Source organism: Savagea faecisuis (assembly GCF_042675605.1).
GTDB lineage: Bacteria > Bacillota > Bacilli > Bacillales_A > Planococcaceae > Savagea > Savagea faecisuis.
The window spans coordinates 182187-199871 of the sequence record NZ_JBHTJF010000001.1 but is presented as its reverse complement, the minus strand read 5'-3'; the positions used below and the strand labels follow the sequence as shown (position 1 = coordinate 199871).

The window sequence follows — 17685 nt, the reverse complement described above, 5'->3', positions numbered from 1 at the left end:
TGAATACACAGGTGATGAGTTCCCTTGAACGGGTGAATCATCATTTACACAAAAATATTGACAGTACCTAGTAGACTGCAATGTACTCGTTAAGAGAATGTATTTTTATTTTTCTATAAACATTTTCTACATTCTTTTTATATATGCTTTTAACCTGTATAATGAGTGTAGTATGTAAGGGGGTTTTCAAAATGATTAATTTTATGTCGTTTCCAGGGAGCAGTGCAGTTGAAGTCTCAAAAGCCTCGGTATTAGACGAGAGTTTAAAATATACATCTACAATTGTTGTAGATGAAATCGGTTTATATGAAGATTTAAATATTCGCTTGATGGAATTGGAAAAGGCATTAGACATTGATGTAGAAGCCTTACAATCTATTATAGATGACACGTCCAAAATGATGATTCGATGGGGTGAGAAGAACGAATTACTGTTACGAATTAATTGGTTAGAGCGTTTGTTAAAAGTACAACAAGAAATTAATAATGTAACAACATATAAGCAAGCGGATGAATTACGTATTTACATCTCATCATGTCAAACTAGTCCATTGAAGAAGCAATTGCAGGAGAGACTAGATGATTTATTGGAAGCTTTGCCACAAGAAAGTATCGAGAAAACAGATATAGAACAATTAATGGATTTTGCGATTGAAAATGTAGGAGATGATTTTATTAATCTTGGTAAGTCAGGACGTGAAGAAGTCATTAATCGTTTATATACTCAATTTGGTGTGAATGTACCTGTAAATAAGATTCAAGACGAGGTAATTGCTTTGGAAGAGAAAGTTGCTCGCTTGGTTAAAGTAGAAGATGTTCAAATATTGCGTGATCAATTGGAAACTTTGCCTCTATCTAATTATCCCCGTTTGTCTTCTGAAAGGAAACAAGTAGTGACAGAGCAGTTGATGGAATCTAGACAGTGGAAGGGATTAGCTTCACTTGATCGATTGATTCATCAATTAGATGCTAAACAGAGAGTGGCAGAAGAGCAGAAGGATTTACAAATTATGGAAAGTGGATTTGTGACAGATTTAGATTTCAATCATGTCAAAGATTTGATAAGTCAGAAACATTAAATAAAAGAACTAGCCTCTTTAGGCTGATTCTTTTCTAGGTTTGATAAAATACATTCAAGGCATCCATTACGTATGCTTTTCTTTTTTGTTTAAGCAGTTGCCGCCTTGTTCTGAATATTTCTTAATAGTTCTGCCATCACGATTCATTTGTTTGGCAACAGATGAATAGGATTTTCCTTTGGTATTCGTTTCGTATCTGATATAATTAATTTCGGCCATTGCTAACATCTCCTTGCATACCCCTCTCTACTTGATTTCCCAATCATCGAGAGTGTGTGATTTTGGAGGAGTTGGCAAGTGGCTATTTTTGTGTCCATAAATTAGCTGCCGAACTGTTCATTCTCATTCTGCCATAAACATTGATTTTGTTTAATCATGTAGCGAATTTTCTTTTGAATACTTGTCGTTAAAACGCTTCTTGAACTTTTTCGCTTTTTGTATGAAGGTGGCGATACGTAGTTATTCGTAATCGGGAGATTACGCGTATCCTGTTGCTTCGCGACCAATTCTTGATCAATATATTTCTTTACAGTATTTCTTGAAAGATCAAGCCGTTTCGCAATTTGCCTTTGACTTTCATTTTCTTGAAAGTAAGCAAGTAAAACTTGTTGTTTTTTGTTCAATGAGATCACCTTTTTTCCTCCTAACCATTCTACTAGGTTAGGATTATTTTCTTACAAGGTGGCTCAGTTTTCAATTGCGATGTGGCTCACTTTTAGATTAACAGATACATTCTACCAAACCAAAAAAGAAAGAACCAACCAGAAGGTCAGTTCTTCCTTGCCAATCCAACTTCTAACGAATTGTCAGAATTGTGTGAGTGCCTGTATTTAGCTAGGCTAATTTTCTTTTGAAACGTTTAATTAAATCGCAATAAGAATCCCAGACACTCGTTGCCAGATCATTGAACTCTCTATTCATACTTGCACTTTCTTCATCAGAATAATCATAGTTCTTCCAACAATTTAAAGCTTGTGTTCCGTAGCTTGTGGGATATGTATAACTTGCTTTATACAAAAGGAAATTTTTTGTATCTGTTATTAGCGTTTGTCTTAAATATTCTAAATCTTCATCAATAAACATTGTGACTGGATTACCTGCATTTTTATAAAATTTAGACAAGGGAATAAAGACTTCATTATTAAAATCATTTCCTAAATCATACTCAGTTAAGTAATACTCAAGATTACTATCATTAAAAACAGCTACAATCTCCTCATATGTCCGTACATCATAATCAGTCAATAATTTTTTGGATGAAAATTGCGTATCTTGTATCGGAAACTCGTTTCGTCTAACTCGTTCATAGAAATCATCTCTTCTTCTTATCATCTCACTAGAGGATATTTTAGTGCCTTTAGGGTGTTTACTATTATATGATCCTAGAATACCGTGACAATTTAAACATACGGGAATGCAATTTTCAAAGGTGTTATCGCCTCCCTCCGCTTTAGGAACGATGTGATGACACTCTACAGTAATCCCTTGAGCCTTTTCACACCACACACAATGCCTTTTACTCGCAAGTAGTGCTTTTTCACGCACCTTTGAACTAAAGCTCATACTACTCTTAACCCTCCTTATACAAAGAAAGAACCAACCCGAAGGCTAGTCCTTTCTTATAATCTACTCAAATCGTTGAGTTGATATTATTTTACAACTTTAGTAATCGCTGCACGAATCTCAGCAATTGAGCGGAACTGTGGTTTAATTGCTCCTTCGTCATCAAATCCTAATGAAGTGATGAATGCATCTGCAATGTTTGTGTCGTTAGCTGTTGGAGCATCTGCACCTGATAGTGACTCATGACCTACTGCTAATAAAGCAGCAGCAATTTCAGTTAAATCAGTCTCAAGTTTTAAATCGTTTACTCCTTCAATTGCATTTGTACGAGCAGTTGTAGCAGCTGTTACTGCTTCTCCTACTGCTGTTTCATCAGCAAATTCTTTAGCTTTAGCATCACCAGCAGCTTCGATCTCATCACGCGCATCTAATACTTGTTCAGCGATAAAGATACGGTCAGCAGAAGTTACGTTTAGGTAACCTTCAACTTTACCTTCGTTCGCTAATTTGTCTAATGCTGTTTTAACTTCTGTAGCTGTTTTAGCTTCGTTGATCGCTTTCACTGCTGCATCAATTGCTACTTGAGAGTTAATTGCTTTTAATGCTGCATCAATTCCAGTTGCATCTTGTGCTTCTTTAATTGTTCCATCCTGTGTGTCTTGAACATCTTTAAGATAAGCATCTTTATTAGCATCTACAACGTTTTTAAGCTCAAGAATTTTTAATGCTACTAGTAAATCATCAGCGTCTGTAGCAGAAGTTACTGCCGTAACGTTTGATGTATTAACTTGTGTTTGTACATCTTCTTTAGTTTTAGATGCAGCTGTATCTGATTCAGTAGCGAACGCTGATGCATCTTTAGCATACTGTGCTTTGTTTGAATCAGCTACTTGCTTTAAGCCTAAATCTTTCAGTGCTTTAAGAAGTGCATCTTGTTGAGCAACTGTTGGAGTTTGAGAATCTACTGCTTTTGCAGCAGTATTTACAGCATCCACTAAAGTCTTAGCTTCAGCAGTATTAACAGTAGTCAATAATGTATTGATTTGATCAGTTGTTGCAAGTTTAGTTGCTTTGTCTGTTTCATCAGCAATTGCCTTCACATATGCCTTACCGTTAGCATCAACATAATTTTTCATGTCTAATTTAGCTTTATCTAACTCAGCTAAAGCAGTCAATTTGTTCTTTAATGCTGTTGGCGTAGTAGCCTCTAAAACATCAACAACTGCTAATTGAATTTCAATATTAGCTGCTTTTGTTTTAACATCAGTATTAGCAATCTCACCTTTATCAGTTAAAGGAGCGTACTGAGCAATTAACTCTTTAGAAGCAGTTAATTTAGCTTTATCGATTCCTTCAGAAGTGACAGAAGTATTTAAGATTGTGTTGTTCGCTGTGTTAATTGCAGTTTGAATAGCTTTTAAATCAGCTTCTTCTCCAGTAATTTTAGTAAAGTAGCCTTCACCTTCTACAGCTACCCAATCAGGATTCACTTGTTCAAGTGCAGCATTATTTAATGCAGCAAGGAATGCCACTTGGTTGTTAGCGTCTTTAGCTTCTTTAATTGCTTTAATTAAAGCTTTCTCATCTTTTCCAGCTTCAACTTTAGCATTTGCATCATCAACTAATTTTTGAATGTCTGCAACTGTAAGATCAGTAGCTTCTACTGTTCCAGCTAATTTTTGTTGCGCTGCGAAATATTCTGTAATGTTAGCTGCATTGTAGTTATCTAGGTCTAAAGCTGTTAAAGCTGTATTTAATTCAATTTGTGTTTTCGCTGCTAATACTTTAGCAATTTTATTGAATACATCTAAATCATACGCTTTGCCATCTACAGTCCAAACACCTTTAAGGTCTGCCGCTTTAACTGCAGTAACAAATTCAAATTCAGCTGTTGTATCTCCAGCAGCGATGTCAAGAGCTTTTACAGGGTAAACTTTACCATTAGCATCTTTAACTTCAACTTCTTGTGCTAGACGATCTTCATCAGCTTTGTTGATTGTAACAGTAACATAGTTAGCGTTAATCGCACTTACAGATTCAACTGTTACTTCTCCACCAGGTGTTTCGGGCTCTTCAGTGTTTCCATCTCCTAACTGATGGATGTTTCCTGACAAGTCTTTATATTCGCCTGAAGGTAAGTCATAATCTTCAATTTTCACTTCTTTACCATCTACAAAGTCTTGGTATGCTCCCGCTTGGCCATCTTGAATTAAATAAATATTCTCTAAGCCCACTTCGTTGATTTGGTCAATTACTTCGCTATTCGTCAATAACTCATCCACAGTTACATATAGCTTTTGACCATTATATTCATAATAAATACCATCTTGATTAACTGGAATCTCTTTTTGAGTATCTGCATTTGCAACTGCTGCTGGAGTTAATGAAACTGCTGCTAATGCCGCTGCGCTTAATACTTTTAATGATTTAGACATTGTAAAACTCCTTTTCTAATAATTAATATGAATGAATAAGGGAGAATAGCTCCCTTATTCATCATTTAGATTCAATTAATTAACTTTTACTTTTACTACTTTTGTAGCTACTTCTTCACCTTTGTTTTTTACAACAACCGTTACATTTTTAGGGTATTCTTGAACTACCTTTGATTTCATAATGAATTCATTACCTGTAACTTCCGTTGTATACTCTTTTTCTTGACCTGCAATTGTTGCTTTTACAATTACTTCATCAAATTCCAAGTCTTTAATAGTACCGCTTCCTTTGATTGTGTTCATATTACCTGTTTCAAAAGTTGCTGTCACTTTAGCACCTTCTTCTGGTTTTGTCGTTGAGCCGCCGCTGTTAGCTTCTGGGTTTTTACCTTTGATACCTTTAACAGTTGCTTTTGCAGCTTTGTTACCTTTTTCGTCTTTGAGGTAGAATGATCCACCAGCGTTGTAAGTAACTTCTACTTTGCTCATCACTGTATCTTCATCGAATACTACATCGTTGAATGTAACGAGTACTTCGTTTCCATTTACAGAGATATCTTTACCAACTGCGTTGTTTGCAGCGTTCTTCACTGAGAAGAGTGTAGCGATTTTGTCTGTGTCGCCGTGTTCTTCAAGTGATTCAGAGAATGTAAGCAACACTTGGTCGTTGTTTACTGATCCGCCGTCTGTTGAAGCACCGATCATAACTGGTGCAGCGTTGTCGACATGTTTGAAATCGTCGTAGTTATCTTTGTCGATTTCGATAAGGTCGTTTTCAACTTTGTTATCTTTTGAAGTGAATGCATTTGCTTTGATTTCGATGTTTGTATCTTCGAATCCAGTGTGGAATGCTGTGTCACCTTTTGTTTTTAATGTAAGTGTTGAACCACTTACTGATGCTGATAAATGATCAGTACCGTTTAATGTGATTTCACCGAAGTTTCCGTTGCTGTATAATTCAACACCTGCAACATAAATGTCATCTTCAGAAATTGAGCTGATGTCTTCTTTAAAGTCAACTTTGATTTCTTTTTCAGAGACGAGTGTAACTTTGTCAACCGTTGGTGCGTTAACTGAAACTCCACCGAATGTTGTTTTAAGTTTAGATTGGTTCGTTTTTCCTTTTTCGTCGCCGAATGAGTCTGTTTCAACTCCGTCAACTTTAATTTCGAACGTGTATGTTGTTCCTTTTTCTGGAACAAACTTTTCTGTGCCATCTTTTGTTTCCATTTCGAATACTTCAGATACGTTTTCAATAACGATTTCTTTATTCGCATTGTATTTTGCGTTTTCTTCTGCTTTAGCAACATTTACAGTGAATACATCTGATCCGTCTTTAATTACAACTTGTTCCCAATCGATTGTATCGAGGTTTGGACGTTGATCAAATGAAAGGTAAAGATCCGCACGTTTTTTATTTTTAGGGCTCGCTTTGAGATCAGCTTTAACTGATTTAATCTCAACGTCGTCCTGTGCTTCTGCTTTAAGTTTTGAAACTGCGTCATTTGAAGCGTTCGGGAATACAGCGTTAGTTACAGCATTTGCTGGTAAGTCAACGTTGTATGTTGTATCTTTATTTAATTTATCGTCGTCCTTACCTACAACAGTGATTTTGATTTCGTTCGCTTTGTCGCCAATTTTAACTCCATCAACTTCCACTGTCTTACCAGTTGTTGTTTTCACTTCAACTTGGTTTTTGTTTGCAGTAATTTCCTTGTCAACATCTTTGTCAAATACGACAACGATTTCTGATCCATCAATTACACGAGCCATAACCGCTTTTGGTTTCGCTTCGTTGATTGAAGGTGTTTTAACTGAAATTGTACGATCTTTTTCAGATAATGTTTTGTTTTTATCTGTTTTCACATTTTCTTTAACGTAAAGCTTGTACGTTTTACCTGCTAAAAGCTTTTTGTCTGCTTCAGGATTTAATGTGAATTCTACTTCTGTTTTCTTCGTAGCGTCTACCCAAGTGCCTTTATCAGTTTCTTTAATGAAATCTGCAAGGTCACCTAATGATTTACCACCTTCATCGTACACTTCGTAGTTTTCAACTTCGAGTGCTGATGATTTCATTTTTTCTCCGAATTTAACGAAGATTTTGTCAGCTACAGCGTCAACGTTGAATTCTGGTTTCGCAGCTGAACCTTTAAGTTCTGTTGGACCGTATTCGTGGATAACGTCTGCAGTTTTGTTTTCACCGTTTGTAAGTGCAACAGTGTATTTTTTACCTGATTCAATTACTTCTCCTGACTTTCCGTCAAGTGTTTCACCTAATGTGAAACGAGCTGTTTTGCCGTCGTTTTCAAAAGTAATTGTTTCAGATTTAATTGCTTTGTCAGATGATGCTGAATCACCTTGTAAGAACACGCGGAAGTATTCTCCGTTACGTTCTGCTTCACGGATGAAGTCTTTATCGATTGCTTCACCGAATTTAACTTCAACAGTTGTATCGTTGATCGCTTCTACTGAAGTGATTCCTGAAGTTGAAGGAACTTCTGGAGTTTCGTCGCTTAATCCGTAAAGGAATACAGCTAAGTCTCCGCGTTTAACTGGGTTTTCAGTACCGAATTTAGTTTCTGAAATACCGCTTGTAACGCCTGCGTCTACTAATCCAGCAACTGCTGCACCGTAACGGTTTTTGTTAACGTCAGTGAATTGCACTGAGTTAGCGTCACCTTTAAGGTCGTAAGCGTTAGCTAAGATTAATGCTACTTCACCACGTGTTAAAACGTCGTTCGCACCGTAGCGAGTTTCTGTTTTACCGTTGATGATGCCTTTTTCTTTTAATGCGTTAACTGCGTCTTGCGCACGTGCTGGCACATCAGAGAAACCTGCGTCTGGTGAACCTGGTTTGTTTAAGTCTAATGCGTTCGCGATGAATACCGCCGCGTCAACACGTTTGATTGAGTCTTGTACACCGAATTGTGTAGTTGTTTTACCGTTAACGCCTTTTGATACTACGTAATCAACAGCTGGAGCGTAACGCTCGTTCACGTCTGTGAATTGTTTTGAGTCAGCTGAAGCTGCAACTGGTGCAATTGCCGATGCAACTAAAGTTGCTGTTGCTGCTGTTGCAACAAACTTATTGTAAGATTTCTTAGTCATTTTGTAGAATTCCTCCTTGTTTTGAATAAACACTTTTCAGTTATTATGGTCTACCCACAAAACTGCACAATACAAATATAGCACATTCTTTTATTGTCGTCTATTCTTTTGATTAATTTGTTTAAACTATACAGCTATTTCCAATGTTTGTTCACAAATCCTTTACCTTCCGAATTTCGACGGTGAGCAGTGCGAGTAAGAATGCTAAGTAAATCGAGACGGCCGGAGCCATGAGCACATGTCCTGCTGTGAGCGCAATTCCGATCCCGATCACATAGCTGACGCCAGACATTAAATAGAAGGCGTTGCAGTTATTTTTGAAGCGTCGGAAAAAGCGAGCGAGAAATATGAGTGTTAAATAAGCAATCGGAGCGACTATATAAAGGAAGCCAATTATCCCGAATGAGTAAAAATAGTCATGAAAATCCATTTCGACGATGTTCGGACGGTTCGGATTGTCTTCTGTCGGATGCTCATACAGTCCAGCATATCCCATCCCGAATAATTTTTGTCCGAGCGCTGCGCGTTCCCAGTAGTGACCGTAGTCTGCGCGATACACTTCACGGCTGCTGAAGACGAGGTTTTCGAACTGTTCGGCCGTCATTTCGATCCCTTCACCATCTTCCCCTTCTTCACCGAGCGCTTCGTCAATTTGTTGTTGCGTTACACCGAGAAATTGCATTTGACCGAAAATGTTGCTGTACACCGGTGTGAACGGTGTCGTCACGATTAAACCGACGAGAAGGACTCCTGCTGTCACCATCGTGCGAATCGATTGTGGACGCGGTTGTTCGCGCGTCCAAAACATTTGAATGAGCGATACGCCGATGACGGCGATCAATGCAATTAAAATCCCACCGTATCCGACTTTCGTTCCGAGCAAGATCATGCCGAATGCGAGGAGGATGAACGGAATCCAGGCGTACAGTTGTTGCCACGATTTCATTTTGTTCATCGCATACAGTGCGGTGACAGGAAGTAATATGGCCATCGTCGAGCCGATTTCGTTCCCCGATAAGAACCAAGCTTTCCATCCTGTTTTGTACCATCCGTAGTTGCTCATCGCCGTCCCTGTAAGGAAGGAGACGAGGAAGACAGTACCGGTTGTCGCACCGACAATGGTGAATGCTTGAATGAGCACCGCTTGTAGTTTAATGCGTTCTTTCGCTAATTGTTCGAACACGAGAATGAGTCCGAGTAAGACGATTGGGAAATATATCGCCTTTGAGTAAAACGTCACTTCTTGCATCATGTAGTACGGGTCTTTCAACTGCATATTCATCAAGAAGTTCCCGAGAACGAGTATCGCCAGTCCAATTAAGTAATACAAAATCCATTTAGCATATTGACTGAATCGCAAAGCGTATAGTACCCAAAGGGCCATCGCAAACATGTACGCTAGTCGCATGAGAATGCCGAATGAAATCGGCAAGTTCATCGTCTTCACTGTAACGGTCGTTAAAATGTCGATCAACGGTTGGAAGACGATAAACGCGACGAGTATGTACATGAAAGAATAATTAGGTCTTTTGTTCATGTTCATTTAACTCTCTCTCTATTTTTTAAATTAATGTTTTGAATTTCCGAGTACTTGGACGGTGAATCCTGCTGCTTCCCAACGTTCGCGCGGGAGACAGTTTTTCGTATCGATGACGAGTCGGTTCGCCACTCGTTCAGCTAATGGCTCTGGGTCGAGTTCAGCGAAGGCATCGTGACTCGTCAAAATGACAATCGCTTCCGCCTCTTCAATCGTCTCTTCTAATGTCGTGCACTGTTCTGGAAGTGCTTCTGTTAAAATGTGCGGGTCATACGCGCGCACTTGTAATCCTTCTTCGTTCATGTAATGAATGACATCGAGTGACGGACTTTCACGCATGTCGTCGATGTTTCCTTTAAATGCGAGTCCGAGCGTTGCTACACGTTTCGTCGGGCGGTTCGCAATTAAGTCTTTCGTCATCATCGCCGTATAGCGTGGCATGAAGTCGTTCGTCTCGCGTGCTGTGCGAATGAGCGGTGTGTTGACGTTTTTAATATCGACGAGGAACCACGGGTCGACTGCGATACAATGTCCACCGACACCCGGTCCTGGTTGGTGCAAATTGACGCGCGGGTGATAGTTCGCAAGTTGAATCGCTTCCCATACGTCGACGCCGATCGTTGCGGCAATTTTTGCGAGTTCGTTCGCAAGCGCGATGTTCACGTCGCGGTACGTATTTTCCATCACTTTGACGAGTTCTGCTGTCGTCGCATCCGTTAAATGCATTTTGCCTTTTACGAATGTGCTGTACAGTTCCGCCGTCATTTCCGCTGCTCGTTCATTCACCCCACCGATGATGCGGTCGTTCGAAATTAATTCTTCGAAGACGCGTCCTGGAATAACTCGCTCAGGCGAGTGTGCGACGAATAGTTCTTCCCCGATGATGAGTCCAGACTGCTCTAAGATCGGAATCATAACGTCCGCCACTGTACGCGGTGGAACGGTCGATTCTAAAATGACGAGATCGCCTTTTTTAACGTAAGGGACGATCGATTGTGTCGCCGAGCGAATGTAGTCGAAGTTCGGCTCTTTCGCTGCGGTAATTGGGGATGGAACAGCGACGATGTAGACGTCACTTTCTTTCGGTTTCGTTGCGACTGTTAACATCCCGTCGTCGATCGCTTCATTTAAACGTCGTTCTAAATCAGGTTCTTCAATCGTCACTTCACCGCGACTTAAACGTTCGACGACTCGTTCATTCACATCTACACCGTGAACGCGATGTCCGTAGTTCGCAAACATGACCGATGTCGGTAATCCAATATATCCTAAGCCGATAATACAAATTGATCGTTTCATGAAAAATACCTCTTTCATTTCTTTTTTTCTGTCACTACACGAATGAGAAATTTCGGTAGATTCAGCTGTCGTTTCCATCTTGATGGGTTCGTCATGAGCCGGTACAACCATTCGAGCCCTAACTTCTGAAAGGCTTTCGGGGCGCGCTTTACCGTACCGCTCAACACATCAAAGCTCCCGCCAACCCCCTGAAACAGTAAGACGTTTGGCAAGCGTGACAAGTTGCGCTCGATCCATAGTTCTTGTTTCGGGCTGCCGAGTGCGATAAATAAAATGCGCGCACCGCTCGAACGAATCCGTTCGACGAGCGCTTCTTCATCTTGCTCGTAACCGTCCGTCTGCCCCGCAATGTGAATGTTCGGGTGACGCCTTTCTATTTCGGCGCTCGCCTTTTGCAAGACGTCCGCCTTCGCGCCGTATAAATAAATCGGATGACTTTCTTCCTCGGCAAACCGAAGGAGACGTTCCATCATCTCAACACCAGTAACTCGTGAGCGGATGGCGCCTCCTTTTATTTTCGATGCGAGGATCATACCGATGCCGTCTGCAATTTGAAACGTCGCTTCGTTAATTAAGCGTTTGACGACAGGGTCACGTTGTGCAGTCATCACTTTCTCCGGATTGACTGCGATGATGGTAGACTGCTCGTGTCGTTCGAATCGGTGCTCGAGTTGCTCGATAATTTGTTCGTAATTGTACCGCGAGACCGACACTCCTAAATACGTCTCTTTCATCTATATCCCTCATTATTCTTCGTTTTGTTTTTTATTCTATTCAGTATATCAGAATCAAGTACAAGTTGCATAGAGCGTATAAGGAGTGTTATTATTTTTGAAGGAAATCATTGTGTTTTAAGATACTTCGAGGAGGAGCTTTCTTTGAAATTTGTCATTTCCGGATTTTACGGATTGCATAATACAGGGGATGAGGCAATTTTACAAGCGATTGTCGACAACTTGCGCAAAGCGTATGACAACCCTGAAATTACAGTACTTTCTCTCTCGCCTGAACAGACGGCGAAGACGCACAATGTGCGCTCTTTTTATCGCGGGTGGCGAAGAGATAATTGGAATAAAGTGAAAGAAATTAAAAGCGCAGACGTTCTTATTTCTGGCGGCGGTGGATTGCTGCAAGATACGTATCCGACGAAGTTTTTATTCGGACCGTTGCCGTATTATTTGCTCATCGTCTTATTGGCGAAGATCGTCGGTACACCCGTCATGTTTTTCTCACAAGGGATCGGTCCTGTGACGAGCACGTGGGGGAAATTTTTAATGCGACGACTCGCCAACAAAGCGAACTTCATCACCGTTCGCGACGAGTTCTCGAAACAATATTTACACGATTTGCGCGTGACGAAACCAGAGACGGTCGTGACAGCAGATGTCGTCTTCGCATTGGAGACGCATGACCCTGCCGACACGATTCGTCGCGAATTGCAATTGACAGATAATAACCGTTACATCGCGATTGCACCACGCCCTTGGTTCGAACATGAAGAGACGTACATTCAACACGTGGCGGAAGCGTTAGACACTATCGTCGAAAAGCATGACGTCATTCCGGTGTTCGTCACGATGGAAACGCCTTCTGATGTGCTCATTTCCGAGCGCATTATCGAGAAGATGAAATTCGGCGCGCGCGCGGTCGTTTTCGAACGCGTATACGCACCGGTCGAAATCGCCCACTTCATCGGAAAAGCGGAGTTGACAATCGCGCTTCGTTTACATGCGTTAATTTTCTCAGCGTTGTCACACGTCCCACATATCGGACTAAGTTATGACCCGAAAGTAGAAGCGTTTTTAAAACGTTCGAGCATGTGGCCGCACTCTTTCCGATTAGGCGAAGAGACGACGGAAGCTTTAATTGAACAGGTGGATCAGTTACTTGCGAATCCAGCACAATATGAAGAACAAATTGAGCGCGCAATCGTCCCTCTTAAAGAGGAAGCGTGGCGCAACTTTGAATTATTGAAAGAAAACTTTTCAAGTAAATCTAAATAGGAGGAACTACAGTTGAAAATATTACTCGCTACGGCGTATGATTACCCCCACCTCGGTGGTTTGAGCGTGCATTTAACGACATTGAAAGCAGGGCTCGAAGCGCGCGGTCACGAAGTCGATATCGTATCGTTCACCGACGTCCCAAAATGGAAGCGTGACTTCATCGTTCGCGGTCCTGCCTTCTTAAAAAATAAAAAAGAAGCTGGCTCTGGTTACGTCTATTCCTTAGAGCAACGTTCAAAAGAGTTAAAACAGATCATCCAACAAAAAGTGCAAGAAAAAAATTACGATATCATTAACGCACAAGATGTGTACACGACATTCGCAGCACTTCCAACAGGCATCCCAGTCGCAAGCACTGTGCACGGGTACTTAACATTCGAAGGTATCTCGAAAGGTACGGTTCCTGAAAATTCGAAAGCTGCGGAGACATTGACGAATGCTGAGCGTGAAGCGTATCGTGCGACGAGCGAAATCATTACAGTCGACACGCGCATTAAAGATTACATTCAAGAAATGGCAGGTGTCGAAGGGACAGCAATTCGCAACTTCATCGACGTTCACGCATTTAAACCGAAAACAGAACAACGTGAAGCATTGCGCGATCAATACAAAATCGCCAAAGATGAATTCGTCTTCTTCGTGCCACGTCGTTTAACGAAGAAAAACGGCGTCATTTATCCGATTTTATCATTGCCTGCCGTATTGCAAGAACATCCACGTACACGAGTCATTTTCGCAGGTACGGGTGAAATGATGGATGAGATGAAAGCGAAAGCGGAAGAGCTCGGTATCGACAAACAAGTGTCAATCATCGGCGCTGTCGATCATTCGGAAATTTTGAACTATTATTCTTTAGCGAATGCGGTCATCATTCCGTCGATCTATTCTGCTGGTGTGGAAGAGGCGACTTCGATTTCTGCTTTGGAAGGGATGGGGTCAGGCGTTCCGGTCATCGCAAGTGCAGTCGGTGGTTTGAAAGAAATTATCGAGCACGGCAAAGACGGTTTGCTCGTCGAAGAGAAGAGCATTGATGGATTGAGCGATGCGATGGTTCAGTTGATCGATGACGTCGAAGCTGGCGAAGCGTTAGCGCAAGCCGCTCGTCAAAAAATTGTCGACCACTACTCTCACCTCGCTGCTGCTGCTTCGTACGAAGCGATTTATGAAAAGGCGATCAATAAATAATAGGCGGATGGAAACCATGGATTGTGTCGTGTGCATTTTCCGTGGTTTTTTCTTCTGTTGTAGAAAGGAGTATTCGCTATTTCTAAATTACGTTCCGCAGCTTTATGGACTGCGCTTTTAGCGATATTTTTAAAGTTATCGGGTTTCATTCGGGAAGCTGTCATCGCCCGTGAGTTCGGGGCTTCTTCCGCGACGGACGCTTACGTTCTGTCGTTCGGATTCATCACATTGGCCATCACATTAACGGCATCAGGATTTAACAACGTCTTCTTACCTCTTTACGTGAAAGAGCGTCAAAAAGGAGAAGGCGCGAGCGATGCGAATGCGAACGCTCTGTTAAACGGTTCCGTCGTCTTGTTCATCATTTTAAGCATTATCGGCATACTGTTTACCGAGACGATCGTCGGGTTATTGTTCGGGCCGATGATCGGCGATACGAAAGCGTTAACGATTGAAATTACACGCATTTTCTTCACGATGTTAACGTTCGTCGGATTAAGTGCGATTTTAGATTCGTATTTACAGTCGCGTCGTATTTTCGTTCCGTCACAATTTGCGAAGTTAAGCGCAACGTTAAGTGCTGCGATTGCGGCTTTACTATTTAGCGATACGTACGGTATTTTTTCCGTCGTGTACGGATTCGGTTTCGGAACGATCGTCGGTGTCGTCATTCAACTTTATTATTTAATGCGCTCAAATTACGAATGGCGCTTGCAGTTTAAATTGACACCTGACTTTAAAAAGACGTTCTTTTTATTGTTAATTCCTGCCCTTCTCCATTCAGCAGTCGGGCAAATTAACTTGTTCGTCGACCGTTCGTTCGCGTCGAATACAGTCGATGCCGCGGCGACGTATTTAAACAACGCGTCGCTCATTGCGAGTATTCCGCATGCCATTTTTGCGACGACGATTGTCGCGATTATTTTCACTTTGTTGAGCGAGCAACACGACAATATCGAACAATTCCGCAAAATCGTCTTTAAAGGATTGCAAATTTCCGCGCTCACTTTATTGCCGATTGCGGTCGGTTTGCTCGTGCTCGGTGAATCGTTTATTTCATTCGTATATGAACGTGGCAAATTTACGGCTGAGGATACACATCGAACGTATATCGTCTTATTGCTTTATTTACCGTTCGTCATTTTCCAAGGATTCCAGTTCATTTTAGCGAAGACGATCTTTACGATGCAAAAGACGAAATTAATTTTCCGCGTCAGTGTGACGACAATCGTCATTAATTGGACGTTAAATTACTTTTTAGTCGATCGTTTCAGCTATCCAGCTCTCGCTGTATCGACATCGATCGTCACATTGTATTTATTTACGATGTCGCTCTTCATCGTTTATAAGGAAATCGGTTTTTCTGAATTGACACGATTTTTCAAAATGTTAGCTTTCGCAATTCCACCTGCTGCGGTAATGGGTGGTGTGTTGTACGTTTGTATGGAGTGGACGTTTTTCGGTTCGCTCACACCACTGTTCCAACTCGTCCTACTCGTTCCGCTCGGTGTCGCAGTCTATGTCGTCAGTTTGTACGTATTGTACCGACAAGGTTTCCGCGATGTGATGCATTTATTGCGCCGCTCATAAAAATAAGCGTCCTACTCCTTCATTGGAATAGGACGCTTTTTCATTTTAATGGATACGTTTCGACGGCTTTTCACCGATCGCTTCGTACAGAGGCAATGTTTCGGAAACCATGCCGTGTTCGTGATAGTAATAGTCTAAAGTAGATAAGTAAACGGCACGGCCCATTTTTTCTTGCCATGCGGCGCTGCGAATTTTCGCATTGTCGCTCTTATTCGTAATGAATCCTGCTTCGAGTAAAGTGGACGGCATTCCCGTAAACCGAATGACGAGGAACGGCGCTGTTTTCACTTTACGGTCGTTGAGACGCCACGCTTTTTGAGCACGATTTTGCATGTAAGAGGCGATCGCTCGCGCTTCTTTATCACGCGTCGTATTGCGCGGAGAGTAGTAGTACGTCTCCATCCCGTTCGCGCTCGAATTGCTGAACGAGTTAATGTGGATGCTAATGAATAAAGAGCCGTTATGACGATGGGCGAAGTCGACACGTTGTGCGAGCGACATCGACGTATTCGTCTCACGCGTCATTTTTAATTGGAACGGTGAGTTGTCGAAGTAGTTTTTAGCGTATTTTGCAATCGCTAACGTCGCCGTCGCTTCGTTATACCCGTGTCCAATCGCTCCTGGGTCTGTTCCCCCGTGTCCTGGGTCGATGATGATCACTTCATTCGCAAGTGTCGTCGGCTTCGCTGGCGTCGTCGGGAAGACGTTAAATAGCAAGTTCGAACGGACGTATCCTTTCGTATTGCCGTATTGTACTTGAGTGAATGACGCTCCTGATGACAGTACGCGAACTTGCGAACCTGTCGGAATGCGCGTTAACACTTTGCTCGAACTGTTCGCACTCGCAAAGAGTGGCGCCGACTGCCCTTCTGGATAAATTAAATATTTATTCGCTCCTGTCAATTCTGGTTTCGACATTCCTGGAGATGGTTTTGGTGTCGGTTGTGGGTATGTCGTCGATAAATACGCTTCTGAGACATATCCTTCCACACCGTTCACGCGAATTTTGATCCACCCTGCAACTGGGTAAGCAGCTTCTACTTTCGTTTGGAAAGGAAGTTTCATAATTGACGGGTATTGCACGCCGCGCCCCGTTCGAACGTTCAAGTCCGAATGTTCTGAGGTGACGTACATCGTCCGTACGTACGGGTCAACTTCTGGCTTTTGTTCAGGTTGTGGAGTAGGCGGTTGAACGACGGATAAACGGAAAGATGGCTCTACTGTTCGAGCGACGAATACCGCAAAGTCTGACCGTTTAATTTTTAATCGCTCACCAAATGTACCGTCCGCTATTCCCTGGGCAATACCATTACGCATTAAGTCTGAAGCCGAGGCACTAACGGAACCGCTAAACTGATCAAAATAAGCACGACCGATGATCATTGCCATCTGTCCACGCGTCAATTGCTCATTCGGACGGAATGTTCCGTCTGGATAGCCCGCTAATATGTTACGCTCGACCATTTCGCTAATATAGCCTGAGAAATGGTGGCTGGCAGGAACATCTTTAAATCCTGTATCATTTTTCGTATTCGGTAATTTTAATGAACGACCGATTACTGCCGCCGCTTCTGCTCGTGTGACATAAGCATCTGGGTCGAATTTCGTTTGCGAACGACCGTTCATAATATTTTGATCGACTACGTATTTTATTTCATCGTACGCACGAGACTCTGTAGTGACGTCCGTAAAGGTCCACGCTTTCGCTAAAACATCCAATGGCAAGATTAACATGATCATAATCCAAGCAACAACAACAAAACGCATTCGTTTGGACACTGAAAAATCCCTCCATCATTTGATTGATTCTTTTCTTTTTATAATGAAAATGAGTATAAACTTTAGGTCATTTCACTAAAAAATTGTTTTTCTTTTTGTATCTT

12 protein-coding genes and 1 pseudogene are annotated in these 17685 nt (G+C 41.7%); 4 read left to right on the top strand and 9 right to left on the bottom strand.

Annotated features, from left to right (window positions below):
* Positions 1-191: 191 nt before the first annotated feature.
* Entirely contained in the window at positions 192-1079 is an 888-nt protein-coding gene (locus ACFQ0V_RS00965; protein ID WP_381008804.1) for a hypothetical protein, read from the top strand.
* Between the two features lie 66 nt (positions 1080-1145).
* Here ACFQ0V_RS00965 and ACFQ0V_RS00960 read toward each other — a convergent pair whose 3' ends face one another.
* The 8 genes and pseudogenes from ACFQ0V_RS00960 to ACFQ0V_RS00925 all read right to left on the bottom strand — a co-directional run bounded on the left by ACFQ0V_RS00960 (position 1146) and on the right by ACFQ0V_RS00925 (position 11755).
* Positions 1146-1298 (bottom strand): hypothetical protein, encoded by a 153-nt coding sequence (locus ACFQ0V_RS00960; protein WP_381008803.1) that lies wholly within the window; start codon positions 1296-1298, stop codon positions 1146-1148.
* Between the two features lie 140 nt (positions 1299-1438).
* A pseudogene (locus tag ACFQ0V_RS00955) lies at positions 1439-1711 on the bottom strand (sigma factor-like helix-turn-helix DNA-binding protein); the annotation flags it as partial.
* 202 nt (positions 1712-1913) lie between these two features.
* A complete protein-coding gene (locus ACFQ0V_RS00950) occupies positions 1914-2642 on the bottom strand; it encodes an HNH endonuclease (RefSeq protein WP_381008800.1) in 729 nt (242 codons plus the stop codon).
* 86 nt (positions 2643-2728) lie between these two features.
* On the bottom strand, positions 2729-5077 hold the full coding sequence (locus ACFQ0V_RS00945; protein WP_381008798.1) for a hypothetical protein: 2349 nt from the start codon (positions 5075-5077) through the stop codon (positions 2729-2731).
* A 75-nt stretch (positions 5078-5152) separates the two neighbouring features.
* Positions 5153-8185: an S-layer homology domain-containing protein gene (locus tag ACFQ0V_RS00940; protein WP_381008796.1), complete on the bottom strand. Its 3033-nt coding sequence runs from the start codon at positions 8183-8185 to the stop codon at positions 5153-5155.
* A gap of 151 nt (positions 8186-8336) precedes the next feature.
* Positions 8337-9722, bottom strand: a complete 1386-nt coding sequence (locus ACFQ0V_RS00935) for an O-antigen ligase family protein (RefSeq protein WP_381008794.1) — start codon at positions 9720-9722, stop codon at positions 8337-8339.
* A gap of 30 nt (positions 9723-9752) precedes the next feature.
* Positions 9753-11021, bottom strand: a complete 1269-nt coding sequence (locus ACFQ0V_RS00930; RefSeq protein ID WP_381008792.1) for a nucleotide sugar dehydrogenase — start codon at positions 11019-11021, stop codon at positions 9753-9755.
* A gap of 14 nt (positions 11022-11035) precedes the next feature.
* Positions 11036-11755, bottom strand: a complete 720-nt coding sequence (locus ACFQ0V_RS00925; protein ID WP_381008790.1) for a WecB/TagA/CpsF family glycosyltransferase — start codon at positions 11753-11755, stop codon at positions 11036-11038.
* 144 nt (positions 11756-11899) lie between these two features.
* Here ACFQ0V_RS00925 and csaB point away from each other — a divergent pair, with 144 nt between their 5' ends.
* The 3 genes from csaB (at position 11900) to murJ (ending at position 15802) form a co-directional block, all read left to right on the top strand.
* Positions 11900-13024: a polysaccharide pyruvyl transferase CsaB gene (gene csaB / locus ACFQ0V_RS00920; protein WP_381008788.1), complete on the top strand. Its 1125-nt coding sequence runs from the start codon at positions 11900-11902 to the stop codon at positions 13022-13024.
* Positions 13025-13036: 12 nt separating this feature from the next.
* Positions 13037-14212 carry a glycosyltransferase family 4 protein gene (locus ACFQ0V_RS00915; RefSeq protein ID WP_381008786.1) on the top strand — a complete coding sequence of 392 codons (1176 nt, stop codon included), beginning with the start codon at positions 13037-13039 and terminating at the stop codon, positions 14210-14212.
* Between the two features lie 78 nt (positions 14213-14290).
* Positions 14291-15802, top strand: a complete 1512-nt coding sequence (gene murJ / locus ACFQ0V_RS00910) for a murein biosynthesis integral membrane protein MurJ (protein WP_381008817.1) — start codon at positions 14291-14293, stop codon at positions 15800-15802.
* A gap of 45 nt (positions 15803-15847) precedes the next feature.
* Here murJ and ACFQ0V_RS00905 read toward each other — a convergent pair whose 3' ends face one another.
* Complete coding sequence (locus ACFQ0V_RS00905; RefSeq protein WP_381008784.1) at positions 15848-17581, bottom strand: N-acetylmuramoyl-L-alanine amidase; 1734 nt, start codon at positions 17579-17581, stop codon at positions 15848-15850.
* Between the last annotated feature and the right edge of the window lie 104 nt (positions 17582-17685).

Excerpts from the sequence above, each read along its gene's own strand:
- ACFQ0V_RS00960 (WP_381008803.1), bottom strand. The coding sequence starts at position 1,298 with ATGGCCGAAATTAATTATATCAGATACGAAACGAATACCAAAGGAAAA.
- ACFQ0V_RS00930 (WP_381008792.1), bottom strand. The coding sequence starts at position 11,021 with ATGAAACGATCAATTTGTATTATCGGCTTAGGATATATTGGATTACCG.
- ACFQ0V_RS00950 (WP_381008800.1), bottom strand. The coding sequence starts at position 2,642 with ATGAGCTTTAGTTCAAAGGTGCGTGAAAAAGCACTACTTGCGAGTAAA.
- ACFQ0V_RS00925 (WP_381008790.1), bottom strand. The coding sequence starts at position 11,755 with ATGAAAGAGACGTATTTAGGAGTGTCGGTCTCGCGGTACAATTACGAA.
- ACFQ0V_RS00940 (WP_381008796.1), bottom strand. The coding sequence starts at position 8,185 with ATGACTAAGAAATCTTACAATAAGTTTGTTGCAACAGCAGCAACAGCA.
- ACFQ0V_RS00935 (WP_381008794.1), bottom strand. The coding sequence starts at position 9,722 with ATGAACAAAAGACCTAATTATTCTTTCATGTACATACTCGTCGCGTTT.
- ACFQ0V_RS00945 (WP_381008798.1), bottom strand. The coding sequence starts at position 5,077 with ATGTCTAAATCATTAAAAGTATTAAGCGCAGCGGCATTAGCAGCAGTT.
- ACFQ0V_RS00965 (WP_381008804.1), top strand. The coding sequence starts at position 192 with ATGATTAATTTTATGTCGTTTCCAGGGAGCAGTGCAGTTGAAGTCTCA.